We start from the raw sequence: 22,299 nt of genomic DNA on the forward strand, positions 1-22,299 counted from the left end.
TATGTTTGTTGATTTCCATTAGTTAACGAAAAACTAAACTTACAACCTAATGAGTAAATGTACCGATAGGGAGTAAATCGATATCGATTATGTTTTCGATGATTATGGCAGCAAACAAAGTAAGAGTGCCGTATTGTGTTATTTTCCGCTCAACTTCATTGCTTAAATTGAGTCCCGATAAAAATACATGACTGCCGTGCCATCGCCGAGTTTATCCGCAACGAAGGCATGGCTGAATTCATGTACGGTAAGGCCGATAATCACTCCGGGCAGCGAATACAGTATATTAGTCCAGTTAAAATTCATAAAAAAACGCTATCAGTGTAAAAACTCTTTTACAGCGCCGCTTTATAAATTGCAAGGACATCGGCTGCCGTTAAGGTTTGGAAGCCGCGGATTTTTCCGCTGCGGCTCCGGTGCATCACAGCCGCTTCCGCCATCTCTTTAAGATGCTCTTCGCCGATACCGACTTCACGCAGCGTCATCGGGATACCGAGCGATGCAAAAAATTCCGATGTCTTATCGATGGCGGCGTTTGCCGTTTTATAGACATCCGCGTCTGCGGACAAGCCCCACACGTTGACACCGTATTCGGCAAGCTTATGCACGGTATTATCGTTCAGTACGTGCCGCATCCAGTGAGGGGTCAGGATTGCAAGTCCTACCCCATGCGTAATGTCATAAAAGGCGCTCAGCTCATGTTCCATCGGATGAGCCGACCACATCGTCATCTTTCCGCACCCCAACAAACCGTTGATTGCCCATGTTCCTGCCCACATCAGATTGGCGCGGGCGTCATAATTATCGGGGTCATTCAGCGCAATGGGTCCGTAATGGATACAAGTCTTGAGTACCGCTTCGGCGAACCGGTCTTGTAAGTAAGCCCCATCGTCCAACGAAAAATAACTTTCAAAGGTATGGCTCATAATATCCGCAGTACCGGCAGCCGTATGCGCTTTGGGTACCGAAAAGGTGTAGCACGGATCCATCACGGAGAACTTAGGCATTACAAGCGGAACTTCAAAGCCGAGCTTTTCCTTGGTTTTACAGTTAGTAATAACGGCTCCGCAATTCATTTCGGAACCCGTCGCTGCAAGGGTTAAGACAGTACCGAGCGGGAGGACGTTCTCCGCTGATGCCTTCCGGGTAACAATGTCCCACGGGTCGCCGTTATAGTGCGCACCGGTAGCGATTGCCTTAGCACAATCGATGGAACTTCCTCCGCCGACAGGGAGAATAAAATTAAGCTTATGTTCCCGTACCAGCGCGATTCCTTTTTCAACTTCTTCTATCCGCGGGTTGGGAGAAATGCCGGATAGTTCCGCATAAAAAATACCTTTTGATTTTAACTGCGTCGTTATCGTATCGTAAAGGCCGATTTTCTTGATACTCCCGCCGCCGTAACAGAGCAGCACTCTATTGCCGTATTTTACTATCTCATCGGCAAGCCCTTCGACACTGCCTTTCCCGAACAGTATCTTTACCGGTACATCAAAAACAAAATTAAACATTATAGCCTCCTGAGTAATTGCGCAATATGATATAGAAAGAAACAGCTTTTACAAGCTCACATAATTGAGTTTAACACAGAATACACGATTGTGCTATCCTACATGCGGTACGTCGCAGGGCAAACGCATCAGGCTGTTTTTTTAACATCCCGCGAAAAAATTAATACTATTCGACCAGAGTTGAACCTCTTCGCGGTTCAAATGGTCTCACAGTCTCAATTTTTTCGCGATTTTTCTCTACTCTGCCTGATGCGTTTCCCCTGATCGTTTTTCCGCAATGCTTGGAATCCGATCACGACCGTCCACACGTAGGCGCAGGTTTTAGGGATCATCAAAATACCGACAAGCGGGAACGCATCCGAAAAAAGCACCACCGGAATATAAAATCCGAAGCTGAGCACTATGGTGAGCCAGAGTTTGCTGAATGCCGTATCGTTGTTTTCTCTTGCACTTTTGTAAAATAACGCGATAATGATAATACCCAAAGCCGTAAAGGGCAGGTTTCGGTAAATAGCCCATGAAAGCGGGGCATCCGGACTTGTCCATGCGTTTTGCGGCATAAAGCACAGCGCTATGCGGAGTGCCGCAAGAATATACACCGCAGCCGTTACCTGCTTTTTTCCCGTAATGCCATAGCGTTCCCGCCATACGTGGTAGAGCAGCACGTAGAACACCGTCATCGTTACCGACGTTATCCACTTCCCGATACCGAGGGCAGCAACGTGATTTTCCAGCCCGGTTGTTAACAGTGCCGCCGACCGGGGAATAAGGTGAAATGAATCCCCGAATCCCAGCGTAACTGCCATAATTCCATAGAGCAAAAACTGTTTTTGCCCCTTCGCTTTTTTGATCATCATAAAACCGAGGATAATTACCGTCGGTAAGTAGAGAGAATCAAAAATAGTTTCCATAATTGCCTGCATATTTTCCTCCAAAAATAAAATGAACATTGTTCATTTTATGGTATATAACATCCTTAGGTCTCTCTACAACCTTTGTTAGATTGTTAGAGGTTCCCACGCGGCATTAAAAACTTAGATCGGTTTTCATGCCTACAGTCCGGTTTTCCCGTTACTGGTATATGATTTTTTTTATACCGGCGATCAACACCTTGCATGACTGCCTTTGCAAAATAAGCAGTCCGATGATGTTTGTTAATATACACTCTGTGAAATCATCTGCAGTAAAATCTTGAGAAAAAAGATTCTGTTTAACTGCCGTATCGGCTTGCAATATAGTAAGCATTTCTTCTTTTACCGATGCAAAATACCCATACATCTTTTTTCTGGCATCATCTTTTGAGTTTTCGCTAAAACTCATCGAGTGTGCGGTAAAAAAGTCGGGATATTTGACCATCCCTTTTTGAACTTTTTGAAAAACCGCTTCAATGTAGTCAGTAAAAGCGATACCGGGACTATAATGAGATTCTCTACCGAAGATACTCTGCCATACGCTTTCAACCGCGGCTATAATCAGCTCGTCTTTGGAACCAAAGTAATTATATACCGACCCAAGTGCAATATCGCAGCGCTTTGCAACTGCCCGCATATTGAGCGCACCAAGCCCCTTTTCCGCCACTATTGCCTTACAAGCCTCCAGGATTTCTTCTTTCGATGTCGCTGCTTTATTGATACCATGCCTCCAAACTGAACAATGTTCATTATAGAACACCGTGTATGCTTTGTCAAGATTATAGAGCGCCTTTTTCAAGGGTATCAGCCGTGAACAAGTAGGGCTTCAGCATGAAAGAAAAGTATAGTAAAGTAATGTTATGGTGGAAGGGATATTATTTGAACAAGTAGAAGACAGTCGGCAAGACTGGAAAGTAAAGCATTCGATAAGTGAAATACTGATGGTAGTAATGTGTGGAGTAAGTGCTGGAGAACGAAGCATCTATGGGATTCGAGAGTTTGCGCGGCTAAAAGAACAATGGTTGAGAGATGTTATCGGTCTTAAACTGCCGAATGGACTGCCTTCATATGATACGGTAAGGCGGGTATTGGGAATATTGGATCCAAAACAGTTTCAAAGTGTATTTATCCGCTGGATAGAGGAAGAACTTGATATTCCAGAGGGCAGTTATGTCAGTTTAGATGGAAAAACGCTCAGAGGAAGCGGGCTGAAAGAAGCCGGTATAGATCCATTACATCTATTACACGCCTATAGCCATGAATTGGGAGTCGTTATCGGACAGATGGAATGCAGCAGCGAAAAGACGAACGAAATACCAATCGCTGAAAGGCTGATACAGATACTCAAAATCAAAGGCGTCATTATAACCGCTGATGCACTGTTATGTCAGAAAGAAATAGTAAAAAAGATTGCAAAAGATAATGATTATATTCTGGCTCTTAAAGGAAATCATCCGCTTATGGAGCAGGAGGTAAAGGACTTCTTTCTTAGTCCTGCACCATCGACTCGGAGCGTCCATACGACCTTTGATAAAGGGCACGGGAGAATAGAAAGGCGAATATATACCCTTGATACCAACATAGGATGGTTTGAAGATAAAAAAGAGTGGAAGCACCTTGCTGCATTCGGCATGGTTGAAAGCATGGTAACAAGGAAAGGGAAAGAATGCCGTGAAATTCGCTATTTCATTACGAGTGTTACAGATGTAAAACAATTTGCAAAGGGAGTACGCAGTCATTGGGCGATAGAGAATAACTTACATTGGTGTTTAGATGTGTTGTTTTGTGATGATGAGTGCACCGTTCTTGACCGGAATGCAGCAGAAAACCTTGCTATTATCAGAAGAATTGTTTACAACAGAATTAAGATGCTCTCTAAAATGGATACGCTCAGTATGGGCAAGCGCGCTTGCATCTACGACGATAATTTTAGAGCTCAGATCCTTTTTTCATGCTGAAGCCCTGCGTGAACAAGGGGCGTTCATTGCGCCTTTTGTTGATATTCTTGCAATTCACACTTGACTTTTAAGGTAATATGGAAGAAAGTTTTAATATTGACTGCAGTATGCAGACAAGGAGGTTTCGGTATGAAAAAGAATTATCGGGTTTCATTATGGAACGTATTGCTACTGATGGGCGCTATTATATTCTTAGGCGGGTGTCCTCAGGCGAACGAGCCGTCCGGCGGTGGCGAACAACAGGGGGAAATAAAAAGCGAGGAGTTAAAAGGCGTGTGGGAACTGTTTGTTGCAGCGAACCAGCAGACAAGCAATATCTTCCTCTACTTTGATGGGACGACCATGTACAGTGCTGTAAAGGCAGGTGGGCAGTTTACGGCTATTCCTGCGGGCACTCCCTTCTTGCAGTACAAAGACGGAAAACTTCAGTACGGTGCTTCCGGCAGTACGACTGTGGAATTTGTAGGTAAAAAGAACGGAAAAAACATCGACCTATATGCAAAGGTAAACGGGCAGGTTGTGTCGGTTGCAAGCTATACCTTAAAGCCGTCGACGGAAAGCGGCGAATCGATTAAAGAAGCGGGAACAGAAGAGCCCTGTACCGGCCCCTGCATCCGCAGCATCATGTTTGACCGCAAACACCTTGCCTACAATGACGCCAACTTAACGGTAACGGTAGCACTGAGCGGAAAGAACTTTAACCTGATAGCAAGCCAGCCTGATACGGATGTAAAGGCAGGTCTCTTTGATACAGACGACGTCCTGCAAGGGGGCTTGGTAAAGGTTACCGACATTGATACGGTAAACCATCGGGCAACGGTAAGCTTACCGGTTCCGCAGATTAGTGCAGGTGAAGCAACGGTGGAAGGCAAGAAGTATATGGTAAGGGTAAAAATATGCGGAAAGTATGCAAAAGTACAAGCCCCCTTAACCATTACCAAGGAAGCGCGGTTAACTGAAAATCCTGCGCTTGAAAAATCTCTTATTCCGTCCAATGAAGTAAGCGCATCGACGACCGTTAAAATGACCGTAAAAGGGTGCAACCTTGCGGTAGCAGGCGGGGTATTTGTGTAGCTGTATGACGGAAGCGGAGCGGCATACGGGGAGCCGGTTATGATCAATACGGCCGGGATGGGCATCGGAGAAACATCCGAAGGAGAAGCAGCCGTTCCCGTACCGAAGGATGAAGGGGAATATACGGCCAAGGTGCTGTTCGGGACCGCGGAACAGACACGATATTACAGTGATCCGTCAAATGATTACGGAAGTACGCTGACTAATCCGACCCTTCAAGTATACGGAACGCCGAAATTTACCTCGTTTCTGATTCCGAATGCGGGAACAGGGAAGGAAGACCATGCCATAACAGCCTATGTTACGGGGGTAAACTTTAAAGCGCCGGGGATAACGGCAGAAAGCTTTAGGGTAAGCTGTGCGGGAAAACCGTCTATTACGGCTGAAACGACAGTGAAGATACTAAGCGATAGAGGGCTTGCGGTAACGTTAACCATCCCCGGTCAAGCGGGAGCGTATGAGGTAACGATTGCAAACGGAGCAAATACCGTGAACGGTACCTTTACGGTAAAAGACTATGGGGACTACAGCAGTTACACGGCAGGAAGGATCGTATTAAAGGATGGAACCTTTGTTTCAAAAGATGAGTATACGGCGATTGCTGCGAATAATCCGCCGGTGGCGGTTATGGTCGGTGCACAAAACGTCTATGGTGTGCCGCTGGGTATCGGGTTGCACACACAAGGAAAACGATGGGCAAAGGATGGCAGTACCGGCTTCCATACGAAGTTTGAAGGTATTATCTGTACGTCGAGTGAAACGGGAAGCGGGGCGGCAGGCAAGGCAACCTTTACGGGGGACAAAGACGGAATCGATAACTGGGAGTATATTTGCGGTCAAGATGCCCTAGGCGCTGCAAATGCTGAAGAAAACTATCCTGCCTTCCATTGGGTAAATGAATACGCTACGGTCTATAATACCGGAACGAACGTCAAGTGGTATATGCCGAGCCTTATTAAAACCTGTTTTCTGAAAGCAATGGCCGACATTCGTTGTCAGTACAAAATAGTTTTTATCACTTATCAGTTTGCGCAAGTTTTCGTATACCGGTTTTGGTGCATCGGTATAGCGGTTTATCATAATGTAGCGACTCCAGTATGCCCAACGTTCCTCCAATGTCGCGTACGGATAAAATCCGCCGGTATACATATCCGAAAAACCGTACTTTGCGTGGAAATCCGCAAAGTACTTTTCGAAGCGTTCCCCTGAATACGTAAATCCCGCCGCAGTCGAAAGTCCTGCACCCGCCCCTATTAGTACCGTATCTGCTTTCGCCAACACAGCTTTCAATGCCTTAATCTTCTGCCGGTATTCTTCCAGTGTGTCATATGTAGGTTTGAATCTCATTTCTCTCTCCTTTTCTTTTTTTCATGTTGCCGTACCTATGTCTTTATACATATATACTATTCCAATGTTCCTGCCGAATTTCCGCCAACAGTTCTTCAATCTTCCGTATTCAACAAATCCGTTATTTTTATGAAATGCAATACTTTTTTCATTTTCATCGGATATATCAACAACAAGCTTTTTCATTCCGTGCAGTTTTGCGTCATTTTCCAGCAATGATACGATTTCCCGTCCCACGCCTTTTCCGGTCATTTCCGGTTTAATGAAATACATGCAATCGCCGAGTTCGTTAAATGTTCGGATGTTTTTATATTTTTCCAGCATACAAAATCCAATAACCTCATTTGCATTATTCATCATCGTGTATGCGCTGACAACATCGTCATCAACGAGGGTGTTAAAGAAGTCATACCCAACTTTTTCGGAACGGTATGCTGCAGTTGTGTGTTCAATATAATAATTGAAAATATCGATTGTTTCTTTTTTATATTTTGCAGTCAGCCTGTTAAAATGTATATTCATAAGGACATCTCCATACGTCTTGTATAAAAATAGCACAAAAATTTACCCTGTTCTATTATATGTATTGTAGCGGTATTATCTACAGCAATAATCGTAAAAGCTCACTGTAAATGCTTTTCCCAATCGCGCCAGCTCACATAGGAAGTACCGTTGATGTCCATACTCATATCGGATAAATAAAACACTGCATTTTTTGCCGTTTCATCATTCAGCAGCTGCAAATATTTTTTTGTGCTGCGCGACAGCTTTGCATCCGGGGCATTGGAGCTTTTTATCTCAATCGCAAAAGTACGGTTCCAATCCGCAATCGTATCTACCTCCAAACCCTTGCTGTCTCTAAAAAAGGTTAGATTCGCTTTTTTGCCCTGATTCAGGCGATATTTCAGTAATTCCGAAACGGCAAAGGTCTCAACCGCTGCTCCCTTGTATCTGCTCAAGAGCAAATCCTCTTTTGTCTCCAGCCGCAAAAGATGACACAGCAGCCCGGAATCAACAAAATAGAGCTTCGGCGTTTTTACAATACTTCTTCCAAGATTATTGGTGTTCGGTTCAAGGAAGTGGATAATAAACGAAGCCTCTAAAATAGAAAGCCAGCTCTTGACCGTCGGTGCGGAAATGCCGGTATCCCGCGCAATGCTATCCATAGAAAGCAGCTGCCCGCTCTGCACCGCGCAGATTTGAACAAACTTCTTAAACAGCGAAATATTACCGGAATTAATCTGATCCCGTATGTCCAAGTCCAAGTAGGTATCGATATAATTTTCATACCAATCCTCCGGAATAAAATGCCGGGCAGTATCATAGAGGGGCGGATATTGACCCGAAAAAATCAGCGTATACGGATTGTCTGGCAGCACACCGCCCGTCTGTAACTCGTGAATAGAAAATGGCAGCAGCTTCAAAAACGCCACCCGTCCAGCCAAACTGTCCGTCATATTTGCTTTTAACCGGAGCTGACTGGAACCCGTTACGATAAACGTTCCCGGCGCGCTCTGTTCCCGATCCGCATGCAGTTTTATCGCATCAAAGATTTCCGGCACTTTCTGCGCCTCATCAATCACCGCACCATCGGGAAACGCCATAATAAAGTCATTCGGATTCGACGCTGCAAGATCCCGCATTGTCCGGTCATCAAACGTCACATATTTTTTATTAGGGAAAACCGCTTTTGCCAGTGTTGACTTCCCGCTCTGCCGCGGCCCGGTTATCCCAATCACCGGAAACTGAGAAGCCAACCGCCGCAAGGCCTCTTCCGCTGTCCTTTTAACCATATCGCCGCTCCCTTTTTAATCCGATTACGAGTAAACCTGCTTGCCTCTTCTGTTACTGAATAGGTCTAGCATTGGTGGTAATAATCCAAAGTATACTATGGGAGAATCCTAAAGTCAATATTGGTAATAATCCAAAGTTTTATATGGTAATAATCTAAAGTTTTGACGGGTTGTAATCCAAAGTTTTATGTAGTGATAACCTAAGTTCTTGTCTTTATATGGAGGTTCCCCTCACTCCGTTCGGGTCGCTACGTTCGCTGTTTCGCTTTCGCTCCATTCCTCCGCTTCGTTTCTATACGGACAAGGATGTCCGTGATGTGAATCAGAAGCTCCCATCGCTAATCCTATTGTAGCGGTATACATTATCTCTCTATAGACTAAGGCTATGGGCAAGGGGCGGAGCGGTTTGTTACATTATACCGCCCGCCTATGATATTATTTACTGTACTTCTTTTCTATATCGCCGATCATATTGACGCGTTTTGTGTAGCTGCCGCCTTCAAACTGTGCATCAAAAAAAGCATCGACAATTGCTTTTGCTATTTCAGGGCCTACGATACATACACCCATAGAAACAATATTGATATCACTGTGCTCAACAGCCAATTTTGCGGTGCACGGTTCACTACACGCGGCAGCGCGGATTCCCGGAACCTTATTTGCAGCGAGGGAAATACCGATACCTGATCCGCAGATCAATATTCCTTTTTCAACCTCCTTCGATTTAATTGCCTCAGCAACCTTTAAACCGAATTCGGGATAATCGACCGGAACCTTCGGATCTGTTGTTCCGTAATCGACACATTCATACCCTTTGTTTCGTACATGTTCCATTAAGATATGTTTTAATCCAACCGATGCATGATCGCATCCAAAACCGACCTTCATAGTATGCTCCCTTTGTATCGTAAGATTTTTGATCATTTTCTACAAACCGGAATCTTATAGAAAAGATCGTAATTATTGCAGCTTCTATTGAAGTGCTACAACATAATAACACATTTATAGCGAAAATAAAAATACTATGGATAGGATATCTCTAAAAAACTCGCATAGATTTGTTTCGCATCCTTCGGAATAGATACCTTCATCCCCTTGACACCTACCGCGATCGGTTGTATGTTTATATGTGTTAGCTAACACTGTATGCCAAAGAAGGTACCCATGCCGAGAGACAAAACCGCCAATCATATAAAAATCATAGCCGCAGCAAAAGCCGAATTTATGGAGATGGGCTTTGATAAGTCTTCCATGCGGAGCATTGCTGAACGCTGCGGTATGACGGCTGCGGGAATATATCGGCATTGTGTCGATAAAGCAGATCTCTTTGATCAAATTGTCGCTCCTGCGGTGGATCGCATAAACGCTTGGTTGGATGCGCACGTTGCGCGGTATGTGGATGCAGTTCATCACGAAGAACGTATACAGTGGCGGGATTCTGAAATCGACATGATGCGTGAGATTATCTATCCGAATATGGAAGAATATCATCTATTGCTGGCAAAATCGCGGGGGAGTAAGTACGAGCATTTCCTCCATGATCTTACAGAGGGGCAGCAAGCGCAGCTTTTACAATATATGCCGATGCTTAAAGCGCAAGGCTACGCGGTGAAGGACATTACGCCAAAGGAGCTGCATCTTTTGCTTTCGGCATATACGACCGCGCTCTTTGAACCGGTTATCCATAATTACAGCGTGGAAGAAGCGCTCCGCTGCTTAACAACGGTAGAGGCATTCTTTGTTCCGGGCTGGAAGCAGTTATTCGGGTTTTAGAGATTTTTAATAGATAGGACTTCTAAAAAATTAACCGCCAAGACGCAAAGAGCGCAAAGGGAAATTAAGGGGAAGCTGAACAGGTAATCCTTTAAAAACTTTGCGTCCTTTGCGCCTCTGCGGTGAGTAATTGAAAGTTACAGTTTTTTAGAAGTTCCCGTAAGGAGAATTGCTTATGAAGGAAAAAGAAAAAAGTCCTTCGCCTATCGCGTGGGCTTTGGGACAAACAGGGGAACACAAAGGACAATATGTATTGAGTGTTATCCTCGCAGTTATCGGTGTGGCTTTTTCCATCGCACCGTATTTTGTTGTTGTCGGCATTGTACACGGTTTGATGAGCGGAAACAAAGACCTATCATATTATATGATACGCTGTCTGATTATTGCAGCGTTCTGGTTTTGCCGTGTACTGTTTCATGCGCTTAGCACATCGACAAGTCATAGAGCAACGTTTGCAGTACTCGCTGAACTCCGAAAACGCTGCACGGAAAAACTGACAAGAATGCCGCTGGGTGCGGTGCTGGAGCAAAGTTCCGGGGCGCTCAAAAATACGCTCATCGAACGTATCGACAGCATTGAAACAACACTGGCGCATATCGTTCCGGAGTTCACCGCAAATTTACTGATCCCCGTCATCATTTTGATCTACATTTTTACCATTGACTGGCGTATGGGGCTGGCATCTCTTGCAACGATACCGGTGGGCTTTTTCTGTTACGGTCTTATGATGAGGGGCAGTCCGCAATTCTATCAACGCACGGTTACAGCCACAAAAGCGCTCAATGATACGGCGGTTGAATATATCGGCGGTATTCAAGTCATCAAGGTTTTCGGAAATACAAAAAGTTCCTACGACCGCTTCGTGCATGATGCGTATGAAGCCGCTCACAGCTATATCGATTGGATGCGCTCCTGCATTCTCACCTTTACATTCGCCACGGTAATCATGCCCGCCACAATGGTTTCCGTGCTCCCCATCGGCGGTCTTTTGGTAAAGGGAGGATATCTTCCTCCGCAGAATCTGGTAACAATTATTATTCTGTCTGTCGGCATCATCACACCGCTTATAACCTTGATGAGTTATTCGGACGATTTTCGAACCATGGGAACCATCTTCGGTGAAGTTCAAAGTATTTTGTATGCGCCGGAAATGGAGCGCCCTGTAGACGGAACTGTTCCAATGGAAAACACGTTGAAGCTGCAAGATGTTCATTTCTCGTATAAGGAAAAGGAAGTGCTTCACGGCATTTCTCTGGAAATCCCGGAGGGCAGCTTTATTGCGCTGGTCGGTCCCTCCGGCAGCGGAAAGAGTACCATTGCGCGCCTTATCGCTTCGCTCTGGGATGTGAGCAGCGGCTCAATTTTGCTGGGAGATACGGACATTCGTGAAATTCCGCAAGAAGCATATTCGGATAAGATTGCCTTTGTTTCGCAGGATAATTATCTATTCAATATGACGGTCAGGGAAAATATCCGCATCGGGCGGGCGGATGCAACGGATGCGGAAGTGGAGGAAGCGGCAAGGCACAGCGGTTGCCATGAATTCATTTTGGAGCTGGAGCACGGTTACGATACCGTGGTAGGCACTTCCGGCGGACATCTTTCCGGCGGCGAGCGGCAGCGTATTTCCATTGCCAGAGCAATGCTGAAAGCGGCGCCCATTATTATTTTGGATGAAGCAACCGCATACACCGATCCTGAAAACGAGGCAGTTATTCAGCGCTCTATCTCTAAGCTGACGGAGGGGAAGACGCTCATCGTGATTGCGCACCGGCTCTCGACGATTACCGCTGCCGATTGTATTTATGTCATTAAAGACGGCGCCGTTGCAGACAGCGGAACCCATGATGAGCTTCTTTCTCATCACGGGTTATATGAAACGATGTGGAATGCACATATGGAGGTGAAAGATCATGCTTAAAGTTATTAGAAAGTTTTTTGCGTTCTGCGATGAAGAAAACCGCCGGAAATTTATCACTTCCATTCGGCTCAATGTTATCCAGGCTCTGTTTGAGGCGCTAAAGATTCCGGCGATTGCGGTGATGATTCGGGCGCTGATGAATGGAACGGTAGACACAAAAGATATCCTGCTCTCGTTAGGGATTATGCTGATCAGCATTGCCGGATCGGGATTGCTAAAATCAAAGGCCGTTATGTTACAGACCGAAGGAGGCTATAACACTTGTGCGAAAAAACGGGTGGAGATTGCGGAGCACATGCGGTATCTTCAGATGGGATACTTTAACGCCAACAGCCTCGGGCAGATTACGTCTATTACAACTAATATAATGGAAAGCCTTGAAAATATCGCGGCTCGTGTGGTAATGCTTGTCTGCGACGGCTTGCTTACAACCTCGCTTATTATCGTCATGCTGTTTTTCTTCGACTGGAGAATCGCCTGTGTGCTGCTCTGCGGTTTTTCGCTGTTTCTTTTTGCAAATAGCCGTCTCCGGATTGCTTCCGAAAAGGTGTCGGGAAAAAAGATACGCGCAGATGAAAGACTCGTAGAAAAGGTTCTAGAATACCTGCAAGGGATGACCGAGGTTAAGGCTTACCGGTTGACGGGAGTTAAGAGCAAGGAATTAAATGAGGCAATCTCGGAAAACAGTAAGATCAATATCGATATGGAAATGACACTGGTGCCCCGCATAGCATTGCAGAGTTTTATCGCCAAGCTTACCGGTGCGGCAATGGTAGCTTTTTCATGCGCATTTTATTGTGCCGGAAGCATGGACGCGCTGAATGCTGTTGTCATGGTAATCTCCGCATTTATCATCTATACCAGTCTGGAAACGGCAGGACAATATTCGTCACTGCTGCGCGTGGTTGATATGAGTGTTGACCGGGCGCAGGAAATTCTGAACACGCCGCAGATGGATATATCCGGAGAAAATATTACACCGTCAGTACGCGATATTACTGCGCAGGATATAGCGTTTTCTTATGAGAAACGAAAAATCATCGACGGTATTTCATTGCATATTCCTGAAAAGACCACGACGGCGATTGTCGGTCCTTCCGGCGGAGGCAAAACTACCTTGGTAAATCTGCTTGCACGGTTCTGGGATGTAGACGGGGGTACCGTTATGCTGGGCGGCCGGAATGTGAAAGATTACGATATGGATTCTTTGATGGCGAATTTCAGTTTTGTGTTCCAATCGGTTTATTTATTCCACGACACCATCGCCAACAATATCCGCTTTGGTCAGCCCGGCGCTCCGATGGAGGATGTGATCGCTGCGGCAAAAAAAGCCTGCTGCCATGACTTTATCTCAAGCCTTCCCCACGGATACGATACGGTAGTCGGTGAAGGCGGCGCAAGTCTTTCCGGCGGCGAAAAGCAGCGCATCTCTATTGCCCGCGCCATGATGAAAAACGCACCTGTCATCTTTTTGGATGAGGCAACCGCCAACGTCGATCCCGAAAATGAAAACGAACTGATGCACGCCGTCCAAGCGCTTACCGCCGAAAAGACCGTTATCATGATTGCCCATCGGCTGAAAACCGTAGAGAGAGCCGATCAGATCATCGTCGTAGACCACGGCAAGATTGTGCAGCACGGCACCCATGCCCAACTTTTGGAGCAGGACGGCATTTACCGAAACTTTATCGGCGAGCGTCGCGAAGCTGCAAGCTGGAAGGTACATAAATAATTATATGGAGGTTCCCCTCACTGCGTTCGGGTCGCTACGTCCGCTGTTCCGCTACCGCTCCATTCCTCCACTGCGTTTCTGCACGGACAAGGATGTCCGTGATGTGAATCAGAAGCGAGTTCGCATTGCGAACTCGTAGCCCAAGGATGTACAAGACGTACATCCTTGGGCGCAGCTACCATCGCTAACCTGGGGGAAAAATCTGACAGTGGAAAAAAGCCTTAAAAATAGTATAATATCGGCAAATATGTAGAGAGAAAACTGTGAAGAAAAAGGTGGTGAGTTCATTTGCTGAACTCAATAACCGGAACTTAGAAAGCAAAGAAATAAATCAAGTGTATAAGTTGGCCAGTAAATTTATTGTCTGACAAATTTGAATTTAAGGGGAAATTTATGAGTCGAAAAAAAGCAATTTTCCTTTATTTATTAGGAACCTTAGGGCAAATATGGATGATATTTATTATAGTTTTTATATTGCGTAATTTGGGTATGGTTGTAGATTATACGATGCCAATGGGAATGGTTGCTATTGGAATAGGTGGAGTTTCATCTGCTCTATGGGGAACTGTTATTGCAGTTAGATACAAAAAGTACAGTACGAAGAAAATATTAAAGGATTTTTTCGCTATAAAGCAAAACACCGGCAGTTATTTATTCGTTATGGTGTTCTTGTTTTTGGATTTTTGCTATGTTGCATTTGATGGAAAATTAGCGTTGAATGCGTGGTATATTCCTATTATCTTATTTCTTAAAGCAATCCTTTTTGGAGGGATTGAAGAAGTAGGGTGGAGATATGTTTTTCAACCAATTATGATGGAACGCCATAGTTATATTAGTTCAACTTTAATTACTTTTGTTCTATGGGGAATATGGCATTTTTCTTATTTCTACATTGAGGGAACATTGCCACAAGTACGGGCGTTTGGATTTTTGCTTGGACTGTTGACTAATTGCTTTATTTTATCCGCATTATTTATAAAGACAAACAGTTTGTGGATATGTGTGATGACACATTCGTTAACAAATGTTTTCTCACAATTAGCAGTAGGTGGTAATCAAAATATAGCTTATGCTTGTAAAATACTTATTATAGTAATGGCAACTGTTCTTTCGATTAGAGAGCAAAATAAAAAAGCAACTGATGTGTCAGTTCTTTAAAGAGCGACAAATTTCAGTTTGTCTAACTTAATTAAACAATTAAATAAGTAGTAATTCACGAAGTAGTAAATCTGACACTGCATTGACACGCGGGTTGGGTGCTCCGATAAAGTGCACTAACATCTGCCGTATCGGATTTCGAGTGCAGGATTTGATACTGCTGGTTATCTACCTCGCCGCTGTTGTTATGTGGATTTTGGAGCTTTGCAGAGTAGACGGCAAAAAACAAAAAATAACCTGCGCTTCCGTAAATGTATCCGAACCGAAAATCATACTGCTCTCGTTGTAACCCACGACAGCGAACTTATCCGCTCCTGCTGCACGAGGCGTATAACCGTATAAGTTTTTTCCACATCACCAAATATACGGAATGATTTTGTATTTTACCTTCTTTTTATATTCGGTGTATCCGTCTAAATCTTTTTCAAGCACTGCTTCTTCGTTTATAATTCTTTTTGCAATAATGACAGGATATGCAAGAAAAACGACAAAAGAGATAAGAGAACCCAGCACCAAAGGCATCGACAGAAATAAAAAAATCGTTATGGTATACATAGGATGGCGAACGATCCCATATAATCCGGTATCAACGACCTTTTGCCCCTTTTGGACTTCAACCGTTCGTGATAAGTAGGCATTCTCCTTTAATACTTCCGCATAAAGCATATATGAAAGCAGAAATATAGCGGTACCTGTCCATGACAACCAATCGGGTGCTATTATCCATCCGAAGCGGAAATTCAATCCAGCTAAAACAAATCCCAAAAGAAACATTGCGGCACTTAAGTTTATCACCAGACGTTGTTCCGCTTGCGATTCTTTTGTATTCAAGCGTTTTTTGAGCAAGTCCGGATTTTTCAACAGTAATACAATTCCTGCGAAGAGCATCGGAATAAATAATATCCCCATCAACAACCATGCTTTCCAATAATGAAAAGTTCCTGCAGGTAAAAACAATAAAATTCCTATGGCCACCACGCCGAGAGAAAACTTTAACAGTGCTTTAAAGCATAAATCTTTTTCCATACAACCTCTTTTATATTCCCCTTCGCTCAGTTCTTTATGAGCTGTATAATTTTTTCACAATGCCTTTCTGTTGTTTTTACGGAAACTTATCTACGGTTCTGTATATATTCTTTTCTGAGCTTATCGGCAATACCGCTCTTTTGAATATGGTGAATAAGATTTGCATGCGGAAACGGTATGGTTTTGATATCTTTATCATATTCTGTAATTTTTCCGGTTTCATTAAAAAGCGGACGCCCTTCTATTTTGCCGAACTTAATAAACTGTATCCAGTCCTTTTGAATTGCAATAACGGCAGCCTTATTTTCATCGGTAATGTGTATATTCATGTTATCTATGGTGCCGAAGAAAAATGCAAGTTCCGCCCCATGATATGAGCCGCGAAGTCCATTATATAGATTAGGAATATAATTCATTCTATATCCGTATACGGGAGATTTTTCTCCGATTTTTTCCATGAGGAACAGTGCACTTGAGTGAAATACAAGCAACTCCATGATTTGAATTTGTAAGTCTACGATTCCGTTCGCTTCCGGTTTTAGTTCGGATTCAAGAGAATCTGCAAATTCTCCGTATTTTTTCAACAGAAATTCTTTTAAATGTTCTTTGTTCTTTGTAATTCCAAGGGCTTTGTAGTACATCGGTAATTCAATCATGGAAAATTCATCTTTATTTGACCCTATCAGTACCGGCATACAAGGGAATGATCCTCGTTCCAACAGATTCATCGGGTGCTCTGTAAAAAACTTGCCGTCAATGATATCATTTTGACCTCCTTTTAGTTTCATCAATTTTTTAGCCGACAATTTTTTCAGGTCTTCAAGTCCGTTTAAATGATTTTTTGACAGCATTTTTTCATATTCATTTTTTGCGAAATCATATTCAGACAGTATCGGGACATTTCCCGCACAAAGCATGAGTTTATGAAACAGATTATTACTCAGCGGATTTAAATAATGATACAGGGCTGCGACTGCGCCTCCGCAATGCCCCATAAGTGTAATGTTTGTATTATCTCCGCCGAATGAGTTGATATTATTATGAATCCAAGTTAAAGCTGCTTGCTGATCAAGGTAGGAAAGCGACCCTCTTACTTCTCCTTTTTCAAAAACAGGCATATAGCCGAAGTTTCCTATTCGATAAGTAATTGTAACCGCTACAATACCTTGTTCGGCAATATGCGCCATTGTGTATATCGGAACCGTTCCCGATCCTTCTCCTCCGCCGTGTAAAAATACAAGCACCGGTTTCTTTTTCGTAAAATTGTCAGGTGCCCATATGTTTACTACAAATGCATTTTCCGTTTGGGTATCTTTTAACGGTTGAAATTCCGGACGCAGCATATGATGTTTCATTAAAATATTTAAAAACAGCGGATATTTTCTCTGCGGAAAGCATACTGTCTCCGTTCGGTTAATTACTGTTTCCGGTGTATAGTCTTTTTTATTAAGAATTTTTGCATATTCAAATCTTTTTCCTTGTGCATAGGGGACGCTCAATATAGAATACACTGTTCTGCCTTCTTCCGTTTTTCCGACTATATCCGCATATACTCTGCCGATTTCTGTCTGTACTGTTTTCATTTTATATCTCCGTTATGCCAATTTTTATCTCTTCTTATTTATAAATAGTATATCGTTTTTAAGATACATTTTCTATCAGTCGGCAGATCAACGTCGGATTGCCTATATTCTCAATACTTATATTTTTTTGTATAATCGCAGAGTGTCAATTAAAAGCGATTTTTTCAGGGGATTCCGAATAAGTGATAGGGCATCTCGAAAACCTGACCTTGAGCGAATTTGTTCGAGACTTAAAGAAACGATATGAGAGAATCAAATCAATTAAAAGAATGTCAGAAACTTTGGGCAGTACATAAGTATCTCGTTCTCAGCAAGTCCGGCTCTATTTATAACGAGATTCGCGAGTATTTAAAGCGGGAGAATGCACAAGTGCAGCATGTGTTGACTCTCATTGATCAGGCGTGCACTTTACCGGAGGATCGAGGACAAGTCTGCAACGCGTTTCAGCATATCTGGGGATATTTTAAGAAGCAGGCTACTCAGGATGAAAAGGCGGAGTTTATGTATTGTTTGGAGCAATATCGCAGCGGTCAGGCGGAACAGGAAATTTTGTTGGGCGCTGTGCGCAAGCTCCTTGCAGTCTACCCTAACAAGTATTTGCAGCAATCGCATCTATTATTCGGAGAACAAGATGAGACTGTGGCATCAAGATATGATTAGCAAACTCCCGCGTCAACAGCTGTTGGGACAACATAGGGAGTGTTGTGCCTTGCGCGGAAACGGCTGGGGCAGGCAGCATGCAACTGTCAATTATGTTTTTCGTTATTCACCCTATCTGCTTTATTGTTATCACCGACTCATTATGGCAGAGATGAATCGGCGAGGCTACAGGGTCAGTCCGGAGTGGTTGGACAAAGACTATCGCGGCAGGAGATGTCCGTCATATAACAATTTAGCGGTCATCGAAGTACTCAACCCCATATATACTGAACATGATGATTGCTATTATCGTGAGTGTCTCAAGAATTTGGAAACCAAGGGAATTCATTTGGATTAAGTAGGGTAACATCAAATGTATGGAACTTTGTATGGATAAAAGCGAAAAGCTCATTAAATATATACTGGGGGACTCCATAGCCCTAGACATCACTCTTTGTGTATGCTTTGTTATCGGTTTTTCACTGGGACTTGGAAGTGTGGAGATCGGCTTTTTTATGGTAGGTCTTGTTTTCCGGTACGGACTAACCATAGCCATCATCAGCATTTTATTGAAGTTTGCTGTTATTGCTTTGAGTTTTCAAAGAGATACAAATATAAAAAGAAAGTCATGGTCCATCGCTTTTCTTTCTCTGGTAAGGTTGTTGATTATAGGCGGAGTAATCTGGGGAATTTATTATATCGGTAAAGTGATGACTGCCGTAGGATAACCCATCGCTAACCCTTTTAATATCTTTTTTTGCTCATCTCTTGCAGCAACAAAGCTCTTCAAACAAGAATCTACTGAATGAATCTTTTAAACATAGATAGTGCTCAATACTTGTGGTATAATACGGGCAGCTGAAAATCGGTCGGGGTGTTGTGGTTATGGTAAGAGAAGCGGTTAAAGAAGATTTATATGAGTTATTGGATCTATCTCTGTTTTTGCACGAAAAAAATATTCCGGAAAATTCAAGCCGCCTGGAAAATACATGGAACGCAATTATTGAAGATGAGAATCATCATATCATCGTCAATGAAATAAACGGTAAAATCGAAATCCGAGGAGATGATTTTTAGACGATGGAAACAGTGATTATACACGGACAAAATCATAAGGGATCAACATATCATATTGCGAACAATCTGGCATTGAAAGTCGGGGGAAACATAAAAGAGTTTTTTTTGCCGAAAGATTTCGGTGAGTTTTGTACCGGTTGTACAAAGTGTTTTTTAGAATCGGAAAAACAATGTCCGCATTTCGACAGACTTAACCCTATTACCGAGACGATAGACAAAGCCGATTTGATTATTCTTGCAAGTCCCGTATATGTAATGCACCCAACGGGTTCTATGAAAGCATTTTTAGATCATTACGGATATCGTTGGATGGTACACCGGCCGGAGGAAACAATGTTTTCGAAGCAGGGTGTGTGTATTTCCACTGCCGCGGGTGGGGGTATGAAATCTGCAAATAAAGATATGGCAGACAGTTTGTTTTTTTGGGGAGTTGCTGAAATTTACACATACGGCAAAGCTGTTCAGGCTGTAAAATGGCAAGATGTAAGTGAAAAAGATAAAAAATCCATAGATAAAGCATTAAGCTCTCTTGCAAAAAAAATTACCGATAAGTACGGTAAAGCGAAGCCCGGAATAAAAACAAAACTGATGTTCAATATCATACGCCTCTTACAAAATAAAATCCGGAATCGGGCAGATACGGATTATTGGCAGGAAAAGGGATGGCGGGATAAAAACCGTCCGTGGAAATAATGATAAACTTTCGAAATATTCTATAGGGAACCTTTGAAAACCAACGGGATTTTTAGAGATGCCGCATATTAACTTGAAAGTTTAGTTGAGAAATTCAACGATCCACCCTTTTCCCGAAATTCAGCTTTCCAATATTCTCCCTATATGGCGTTTTTCAAAGAACATATCTTTGTTTGTAAAAACAATAATTACAGCGGCAACTGTAACACAGATTGTTTCGACGCATTTTGTCGTTTGGGTCATCGCAATCTTTTCCTGCATGAAGTTTACAAAAAGGTGAAAAATAATACTTGCAAGCATGCTTCGGTTATTTTTTACATAAACCCATGTTGTTATAAAACCGAAGGGAATAACGGAAATAAAAAAATTGAACATATACAAAACATTCATTTCATGTATTGCAAAATGGTAGGTGCCTGGGATGAAAAACAGCGGTAGGTGCCATAATGCCCATACAAAGCCGAATATAATAGATTCTGTGAACCAACTGCAATATTGAGCGATTGAGTCTTCACCGTAACCGCGCCAACCGACTTCTTCTAAAACTGAAGCAAGCAAAATCGTTAAAAATGCAGAACTGATTCCAGCCCCGGTAAAAGAAAATCCTTCTGTAAAAGAAAACTGATTTAAAGACTGTCCCCAGAAGGTTGAAAGCAAAATGGAGCAGCCGACTATCAGTGAAAAAACAATTACGGCAGCAAAAATGTATTTCGGTCTTAATTTATAAAACCTGCAAATCTTGCGTTTAAAGTCCGCTTTTAGTTCTTTGTTTTTTGAACCGAACACGGTGATGAGTGCAATTATTGCCGGCGAAAGGAGTCCGAGCAGCATTGTGAGTGTACAAATAAAACCTTCTTTAAAAATAAGCGCGCAAAACCAAAATCCCCATGTTGCTAGAATGGTTGTAACATAAAACCTTACGGGTCTGTATATATAGGGTTTGTTTATGCAATCTACCGATATGGTCGTTGCATGACGATTTGTGCTGCATTTTTCTGTAAGTTCTTCCTGCACAAGATTTTTTTGCTTTTGCAAGGTTTCTGATTTTTCCGAAAAGTTCATAATTCATCTCCTTCACGGATGTTCTTCGGCATCCGCAATATTAGACGGATAATAACCTTGCAGCTGCAATTATGAAAGAAATGATACATTACAATCCGAGAAATTTTCGCTACTTATAGTAGCAGGGGATGTCTCAAGACATCAATTTGTTATAAATGGCTTCATCCTGTTTGCTGAATACATTAAACACGATTTTCATTGTGCTGTTGTTTTTTGCTTTCCAGTCTTCAACCATCGCGATGGCAATCTCCGCAGCTTTTTGAGCAGGGAACCGGAATACACCGGTTGAAATACAGCACAAGGCAATAGATTTTACGCCGTTTTCGGCTGCGAGGTTCAGGCAGGACGTGTAGCAGTTTGCAAGCAGCATGCAGTCGCGGTCGGTAAGTTGACCGCTGATAATCGGCCCTACGGTATGCAGCACATACTTGCACGGTAAATTGAACGCAGGCGTAATCTTTGCGGTTCCGGTCGGCTCTTCGTGTCCTTGTTTTTGCATGATGCCGGCACACACGGCGCGCAGCTGCACCCCCGCGAAGGTGTGGATGCAGTTGTCGATGCACGCATGGCAGGGCTGCCAGCATCCGGTCATACCGCTGTTCGCCGCGTTCACAATCGCATCGACCTTAAGCGTTGTAATGTCGCCCCTCCACACATACCAATCCCCGTTGCCCCGTCCGGTAACCGGTTTTAAATCGGCAAGGTCGGTAATGCCGCGCTGCCGGACCGCTTCCTGTAAATAGCTGTCCTGTATGCGCAGGAACTCTTCGCTTGTATGCTGCGGCGGCCGAATGTTCATCAGAGAGCGAAGCAGATTCTTCTGTTCATCCTCATCATCCGGCATCTGCACATCGCGATAGTTGGTATTTTCTTTTAAAAGATATTTGATTAAAAAAATACGCCGTTCCTTTTGTGTCATCTTTCCCTTCCATAAAATGCAACAGTTGAACAAAGTTTCAACTTTGGAAACTGTTGCATTGGTACGCGATAGCGTACATACAATAAGTAAGTTTTCGGTAGAAAACTTGACGGTTAACGAGG

Annotated in this window: 23 protein-coding genes and 1 pseudogene; 12 read left to right on the forward strand and 12 right to left on the reverse strand. The window is 43.3% G+C overall.

The annotated features are described in order from the left end of the window. Positions 1-162: 162 nt before the first annotated feature. The 4 genes from E4N66_RS04280 to E4N66_RS04295 form a co-directional block, all read right to left on the reverse strand. The gene (locus E4N66_RS04280) at positions 163-306 is read right to left on the reverse strand and encodes a hypothetical protein (protein WP_253729085.1); all 144 of its coding nucleotides are present in this window, start codon (positions 304-306) and stop codon (positions 163-165) included. 29 nt (positions 307-335) lie between these two features. After that, positions 336-1,511, reverse strand: coding sequence for an iron-containing alcohol dehydrogenase (locus E4N66_RS04285; protein ID WP_253729086.1), 1,176 nt, complete (start codon positions 1,509-1,511; stop codon positions 336-338). A 215-nt stretch (positions 1,512-1,726) separates the two neighbouring features. Continuing rightward, positions 1,727-2,434 (reverse strand): hypothetical protein, encoded by a 708-nt coding sequence (locus E4N66_RS04290; protein ID WP_253729087.1) that lies wholly within the window; start codon positions 2,432-2,434, stop codon positions 1,727-1,729. A gap of 148 nt (positions 2,435-2,582) precedes the next feature. Then, complete coding sequence (locus E4N66_RS04295; protein WP_253729088.1) at positions 2,583-3,221, reverse strand: TetR/AcrR family transcriptional regulator; 639 nt, start codon at positions 3,219-3,221, stop codon at positions 2,583-2,585. 61 nt (positions 3,222-3,282) lie between these two features. Between E4N66_RS04295 and E4N66_RS04300 the strand changes: the two genes are divergently transcribed. Both E4N66_RS04300 and E4N66_RS04305 read left to right on the forward strand, forming a co-directional pair. Then, a complete protein-coding gene (locus tag E4N66_RS04300) occupies positions 3,283-4,380 on the forward strand; it encodes an ISAs1 family transposase (protein ID WP_253729089.1) in 1,098 nt (365 codons plus the stop codon). A 129-nt stretch (positions 4,381-4,509) separates the two neighbouring features. Continuing rightward, complete coding sequence (locus tag E4N66_RS04305; protein ID WP_253729090.1) at positions 4,510-5,454, forward strand: hypothetical protein; 945 nt, start codon at positions 4,510-4,512, stop codon at positions 5,452-5,454. A gap of 945 nt (positions 5,455-6,399) precedes the next feature. On the opposite strand, the pseudogene E4N66_RS04310 reads toward E4N66_RS04305, so the two are convergent. The 4 genes and pseudogenes from E4N66_RS04310 to rpiB all read right to left on the reverse strand — a co-directional run. Continuing rightward, positions 6,400-6,801, reverse strand: a pseudogene (locus tag E4N66_RS04310) (Sir2 silent information regulator family NAD-dependent deacetylase); the annotation flags it as partial. A gap of 21 nt (positions 6,802-6,822) precedes the next feature. After that, positions 6,823-7,323 (reverse strand): GNAT family N-acetyltransferase, encoded by a 501-nt coding sequence (locus E4N66_RS04315; RefSeq protein WP_253729091.1) that lies wholly within the window; start codon positions 7,321-7,323, stop codon positions 6,823-6,825. 101 nt (positions 7,324-7,424) lie between these two features. Further along, complete coding sequence (locus E4N66_RS04320; RefSeq protein ID WP_253729092.1) at positions 7,425-8,594, reverse strand: ATP-binding protein; 1,170 nt, start codon at positions 8,592-8,594, stop codon at positions 7,425-7,427. Positions 8,595-9,029: 435 nt separating this feature from the next. Further along, positions 9,030-9,482 (reverse strand): ribose 5-phosphate isomerase B, encoded by a 453-nt coding sequence (gene rpiB / locus E4N66_RS04325; RefSeq protein WP_044015656.1) that lies wholly within the window; start codon positions 9,480-9,482, stop codon positions 9,030-9,032. Between the two features lie 276 nt (positions 9,483-9,758). On the opposite strand from rpiB, the gene E4N66_RS04330 reads away from it, so the two are divergent. The 5 genes from E4N66_RS04330 (at position 9,759) to E4N66_RS04350 (ending at position 15,467) form a co-directional block, all read left to right on the forward strand. Beyond that, positions 9,759-10,367 carry a TetR/AcrR family transcriptional regulator gene (locus tag E4N66_RS04330; RefSeq protein WP_253729093.1) on the forward strand — a complete coding sequence of 203 codons (609 nt, stop codon included), beginning with the start codon at positions 9,759-9,761 and terminating at the stop codon, positions 10,365-10,367. Between the two features lie 175 nt (positions 10,368-10,542). After that, on the forward strand, positions 10,543-12,288 hold the full coding sequence (locus E4N66_RS04335; protein ID WP_253729094.1) for an ABC transporter ATP-binding protein: 1,746 nt from the start codon (positions 10,543-10,545) through the stop codon (positions 12,286-12,288). Beyond that, entirely contained in the window at positions 12,281-14,020 is a 1,740-nt protein-coding gene (locus E4N66_RS04340) for an ABC transporter ATP-binding protein (RefSeq protein WP_253729095.1), read from the forward strand. Before E4N66_RS04335 ends, E4N66_RS04340 begins: the two co-directional genes overlap by 8 nt. A 393-nt stretch (positions 14,021-14,413) precedes the next feature. Then, positions 14,414-15,178, forward strand: a complete 765-nt coding sequence (locus E4N66_RS04345) for a CPBP family intramembrane glutamic endopeptidase (protein ID WP_253729096.1) — start codon at positions 14,414-14,416, stop codon at positions 15,176-15,178. A 142-nt stretch (positions 15,179-15,320) separates the two neighbouring features. Next, on the forward strand, positions 15,321-15,467 hold the full coding sequence (locus E4N66_RS04350; RefSeq protein WP_253729097.1) for a hypothetical protein: 147 nt from the start codon (positions 15,321-15,323) through the stop codon (positions 15,465-15,467). Between the two features lie 65 nt (positions 15,468-15,532). On the opposite strand, the gene E4N66_RS04355 is transcribed toward E4N66_RS04350, so the two are convergent. Then, positions 15,533-16,204: a methyltransferase family protein gene (locus tag E4N66_RS04355; RefSeq protein ID WP_253729098.1), complete on the reverse strand. Its 672-nt coding sequence runs from the start codon at positions 16,202-16,204 to the stop codon at positions 15,533-15,535. Between the two features lie 86 nt (positions 16,205-16,290). Beyond that, complete coding sequence (locus E4N66_RS04360) at positions 16,291-17,787, reverse strand: carboxylesterase family protein (protein WP_044015672.1); 1,497 nt, start codon at positions 17,785-17,787, stop codon at positions 16,291-16,293. Between the two features lie 243 nt (positions 17,788-18,030). On the opposite strand from E4N66_RS04360, the gene E4N66_RS04365 reads away from it, so the two are divergent. The 5 genes from E4N66_RS04365 (at position 18,031) to E4N66_RS04385 (ending at position 20,196) form a co-directional block, all read left to right on the forward strand. Then, the gene (locus E4N66_RS04365; RefSeq protein ID WP_044015673.1) at positions 18,031-18,447 is read left to right on the forward strand and encodes a YbgA family protein; all 417 of its coding nucleotides are present in this window, start codon (positions 18,031-18,033) and stop codon (positions 18,445-18,447) included. Continuing rightward, on the forward strand, positions 18,440-18,784 hold the full coding sequence (locus tag E4N66_RS04370) for a TIGR02328 family protein (protein WP_230978144.1): 345 nt from the start codon (positions 18,440-18,442) through the stop codon (positions 18,782-18,784). The genes E4N66_RS04365 and E4N66_RS04370 overlap by 8 nt, the downstream gene beginning before the upstream one ends. Positions 18,785-18,815: 31 nt before the next feature. Then, positions 18,816-19,154: a hypothetical protein gene (locus E4N66_RS04375; protein WP_253729099.1), complete on the forward strand. Its 339-nt coding sequence runs from the start codon at positions 18,816-18,818 to the stop codon at positions 19,152-19,154. 157 nt (positions 19,155-19,311) lie between these two features. Then, positions 19,312-19,503 (forward strand): acetyltransferase, encoded by a 192-nt coding sequence (locus E4N66_RS04380; protein ID WP_253729100.1) that lies wholly within the window; start codon positions 19,312-19,314, stop codon positions 19,501-19,503. A gap of 3 nt (positions 19,504-19,506) precedes the next feature. Further along, positions 19,507-20,196 (forward strand): flavodoxin family protein, encoded by a 690-nt coding sequence (locus E4N66_RS04385; RefSeq protein WP_044015679.1) that lies wholly within the window; start codon positions 19,507-19,509, stop codon positions 20,194-20,196. 120 nt (positions 20,197-20,316) lie between these two features. Here the strand turns inward: E4N66_RS04385 and E4N66_RS04390 are convergent, their stop codons facing one another. Continuing rightward, positions 20,317-21,258, reverse strand: a complete 942-nt coding sequence (locus E4N66_RS04390) for a CPBP family intramembrane glutamic endopeptidase (protein WP_253729101.1) — start codon at positions 21,256-21,258, stop codon at positions 20,317-20,319. 133 nt (positions 21,259-21,391) lie between these two features. Next, complete coding sequence (locus E4N66_RS04395; RefSeq protein ID WP_253729102.1) at positions 21,392-22,177, reverse strand: protein-ADP-ribose hydrolase; 786 nt, start codon at positions 22,175-22,177, stop codon at positions 21,392-21,394. Positions 22,178-22,299: the final 122 nt, after the last annotated feature.

It is taken from the genome of Treponema sp. OMZ 857 (assembly GCF_024181085.1).
Lineage (GTDB): Bacteria > Spirochaetota > Spirochaetia > Treponematales > Treponemataceae > Treponema.

Excerpts from the sequence above, each read along its gene's own strand:
- E4N66_RS04375 (WP_253729099.1), top strand. The coding sequence starts at position 18,816 with ATGGATAAAAGCGAAAAGCTCATTAAATATATACTGGGGGACTCCATA.
- rpiB (WP_044015656.1), bottom strand. The coding sequence starts at position 9,482 with ATGAAGGTCGGTTTTGGATGCGATCATGCATCGGTTGGATTAAAACAT.
- E4N66_RS04315 (WP_253729091.1), bottom strand. The coding sequence starts at position 7,323 with ATGAATATACATTTTAACAGGCTGACTGCAAAATATAAAAAAGAAACA.
- E4N66_RS04300 (WP_253729089.1), top strand. The coding sequence starts at position 3,283 with ATGGTGGAAGGGATATTATTTGAACAAGTAGAAGACAGTCGGCAAGAC.
- E4N66_RS04335 (WP_253729094.1), top strand. The coding sequence starts at position 10,543 with ATGAAGGAAAAAGAAAAAAGTCCTTCGCCTATCGCGTGGGCTTTGGGA.
- E4N66_RS04365 (WP_044015673.1), top strand. The coding sequence starts at position 18,031 with ATGAGAGAATCAAATCAATTAAAAGAATGTCAGAAACTTTGGGCAGTA.
- E4N66_RS04390 (WP_253729101.1), bottom strand. The coding sequence starts at position 21,258 with ATGAACTTTTCGGAAAAATCAGAAACCTTGCAAAAGCAAAAAAATCTT.
- E4N66_RS04385 (WP_044015679.1), top strand. The coding sequence starts at position 19,507 with ATGGAAACAGTGATTATACACGGACAAAATCATAAGGGATCAACATAT.
- E4N66_RS04370 (WP_230978144.1), top strand. The coding sequence starts at position 18,440 with ATGATTAGCAAACTCCCGCGTCAACAGCTGTTGGGACAACATAGGGAG.
- E4N66_RS04395 (WP_253729102.1), bottom strand. The coding sequence starts at position 22,177 with ATGACACAAAAGGAACGGCGTATTTTTTTAATCAAATATCTTTTAAAA.
- E4N66_RS04320 (WP_253729092.1), bottom strand. The coding sequence starts at position 8,594 with ATGGTTAAAAGGACAGCGGAAGAGGCCTTGCGGCGGTTGGCTTCTCAG.
- E4N66_RS04290 (WP_253729087.1), bottom strand. The coding sequence starts at position 2,434 with ATGCAGGCAATTATGGAAACTATTTTTGATTCTCTCTACTTACCGACG.
- E4N66_RS04340 (WP_253729095.1), top strand. The coding sequence starts at position 12,281 with ATGCTTAAAGTTATTAGAAAGTTTTTTGCGTTCTGCGATGAAGAAAAC.
- E4N66_RS04360 (WP_044015672.1), bottom strand. The coding sequence starts at position 17,787 with ATGAAAACAGTACAGACAGAAATCGGCAGAGTATATGCGGATATAGTC.
- E4N66_RS04355 (WP_253729098.1), bottom strand. The coding sequence starts at position 16,204 with ATGGAAAAAGATTTATGCTTTAAAGCACTGTTAAAGTTTTCTCTCGGC.
- E4N66_RS04305 (WP_253729090.1), top strand. The coding sequence starts at position 4,510 with ATGAAAAAGAATTATCGGGTTTCATTATGGAACGTATTGCTACTGATG.
- E4N66_RS04330 (WP_253729093.1), top strand. The coding sequence starts at position 9,759 with ATGCCGAGAGACAAAACCGCCAATCATATAAAAATCATAGCCGCAGCA.
- E4N66_RS04380 (WP_253729100.1), top strand. The coding sequence starts at position 19,312 with ATGGTAAGAGAAGCGGTTAAAGAAGATTTATATGAGTTATTGGATCTA.
- E4N66_RS04285 (WP_253729086.1), bottom strand. The coding sequence starts at position 1,511 with ATGTTTAATTTTGTTTTTGATGTACCGGTAAAGATACTGTTCGGGAAA.
- E4N66_RS04345 (WP_253729096.1), top strand. The coding sequence starts at position 14,414 with ATGAGTCGAAAAAAAGCAATTTTCCTTTATTTATTAGGAACCTTAGGG.
- E4N66_RS04280 (WP_253729085.1), bottom strand. The coding sequence starts at position 306 with ATGAATTTTAACTGGACTAATATACTGTATTCGCTGCCCGGAGTGATT.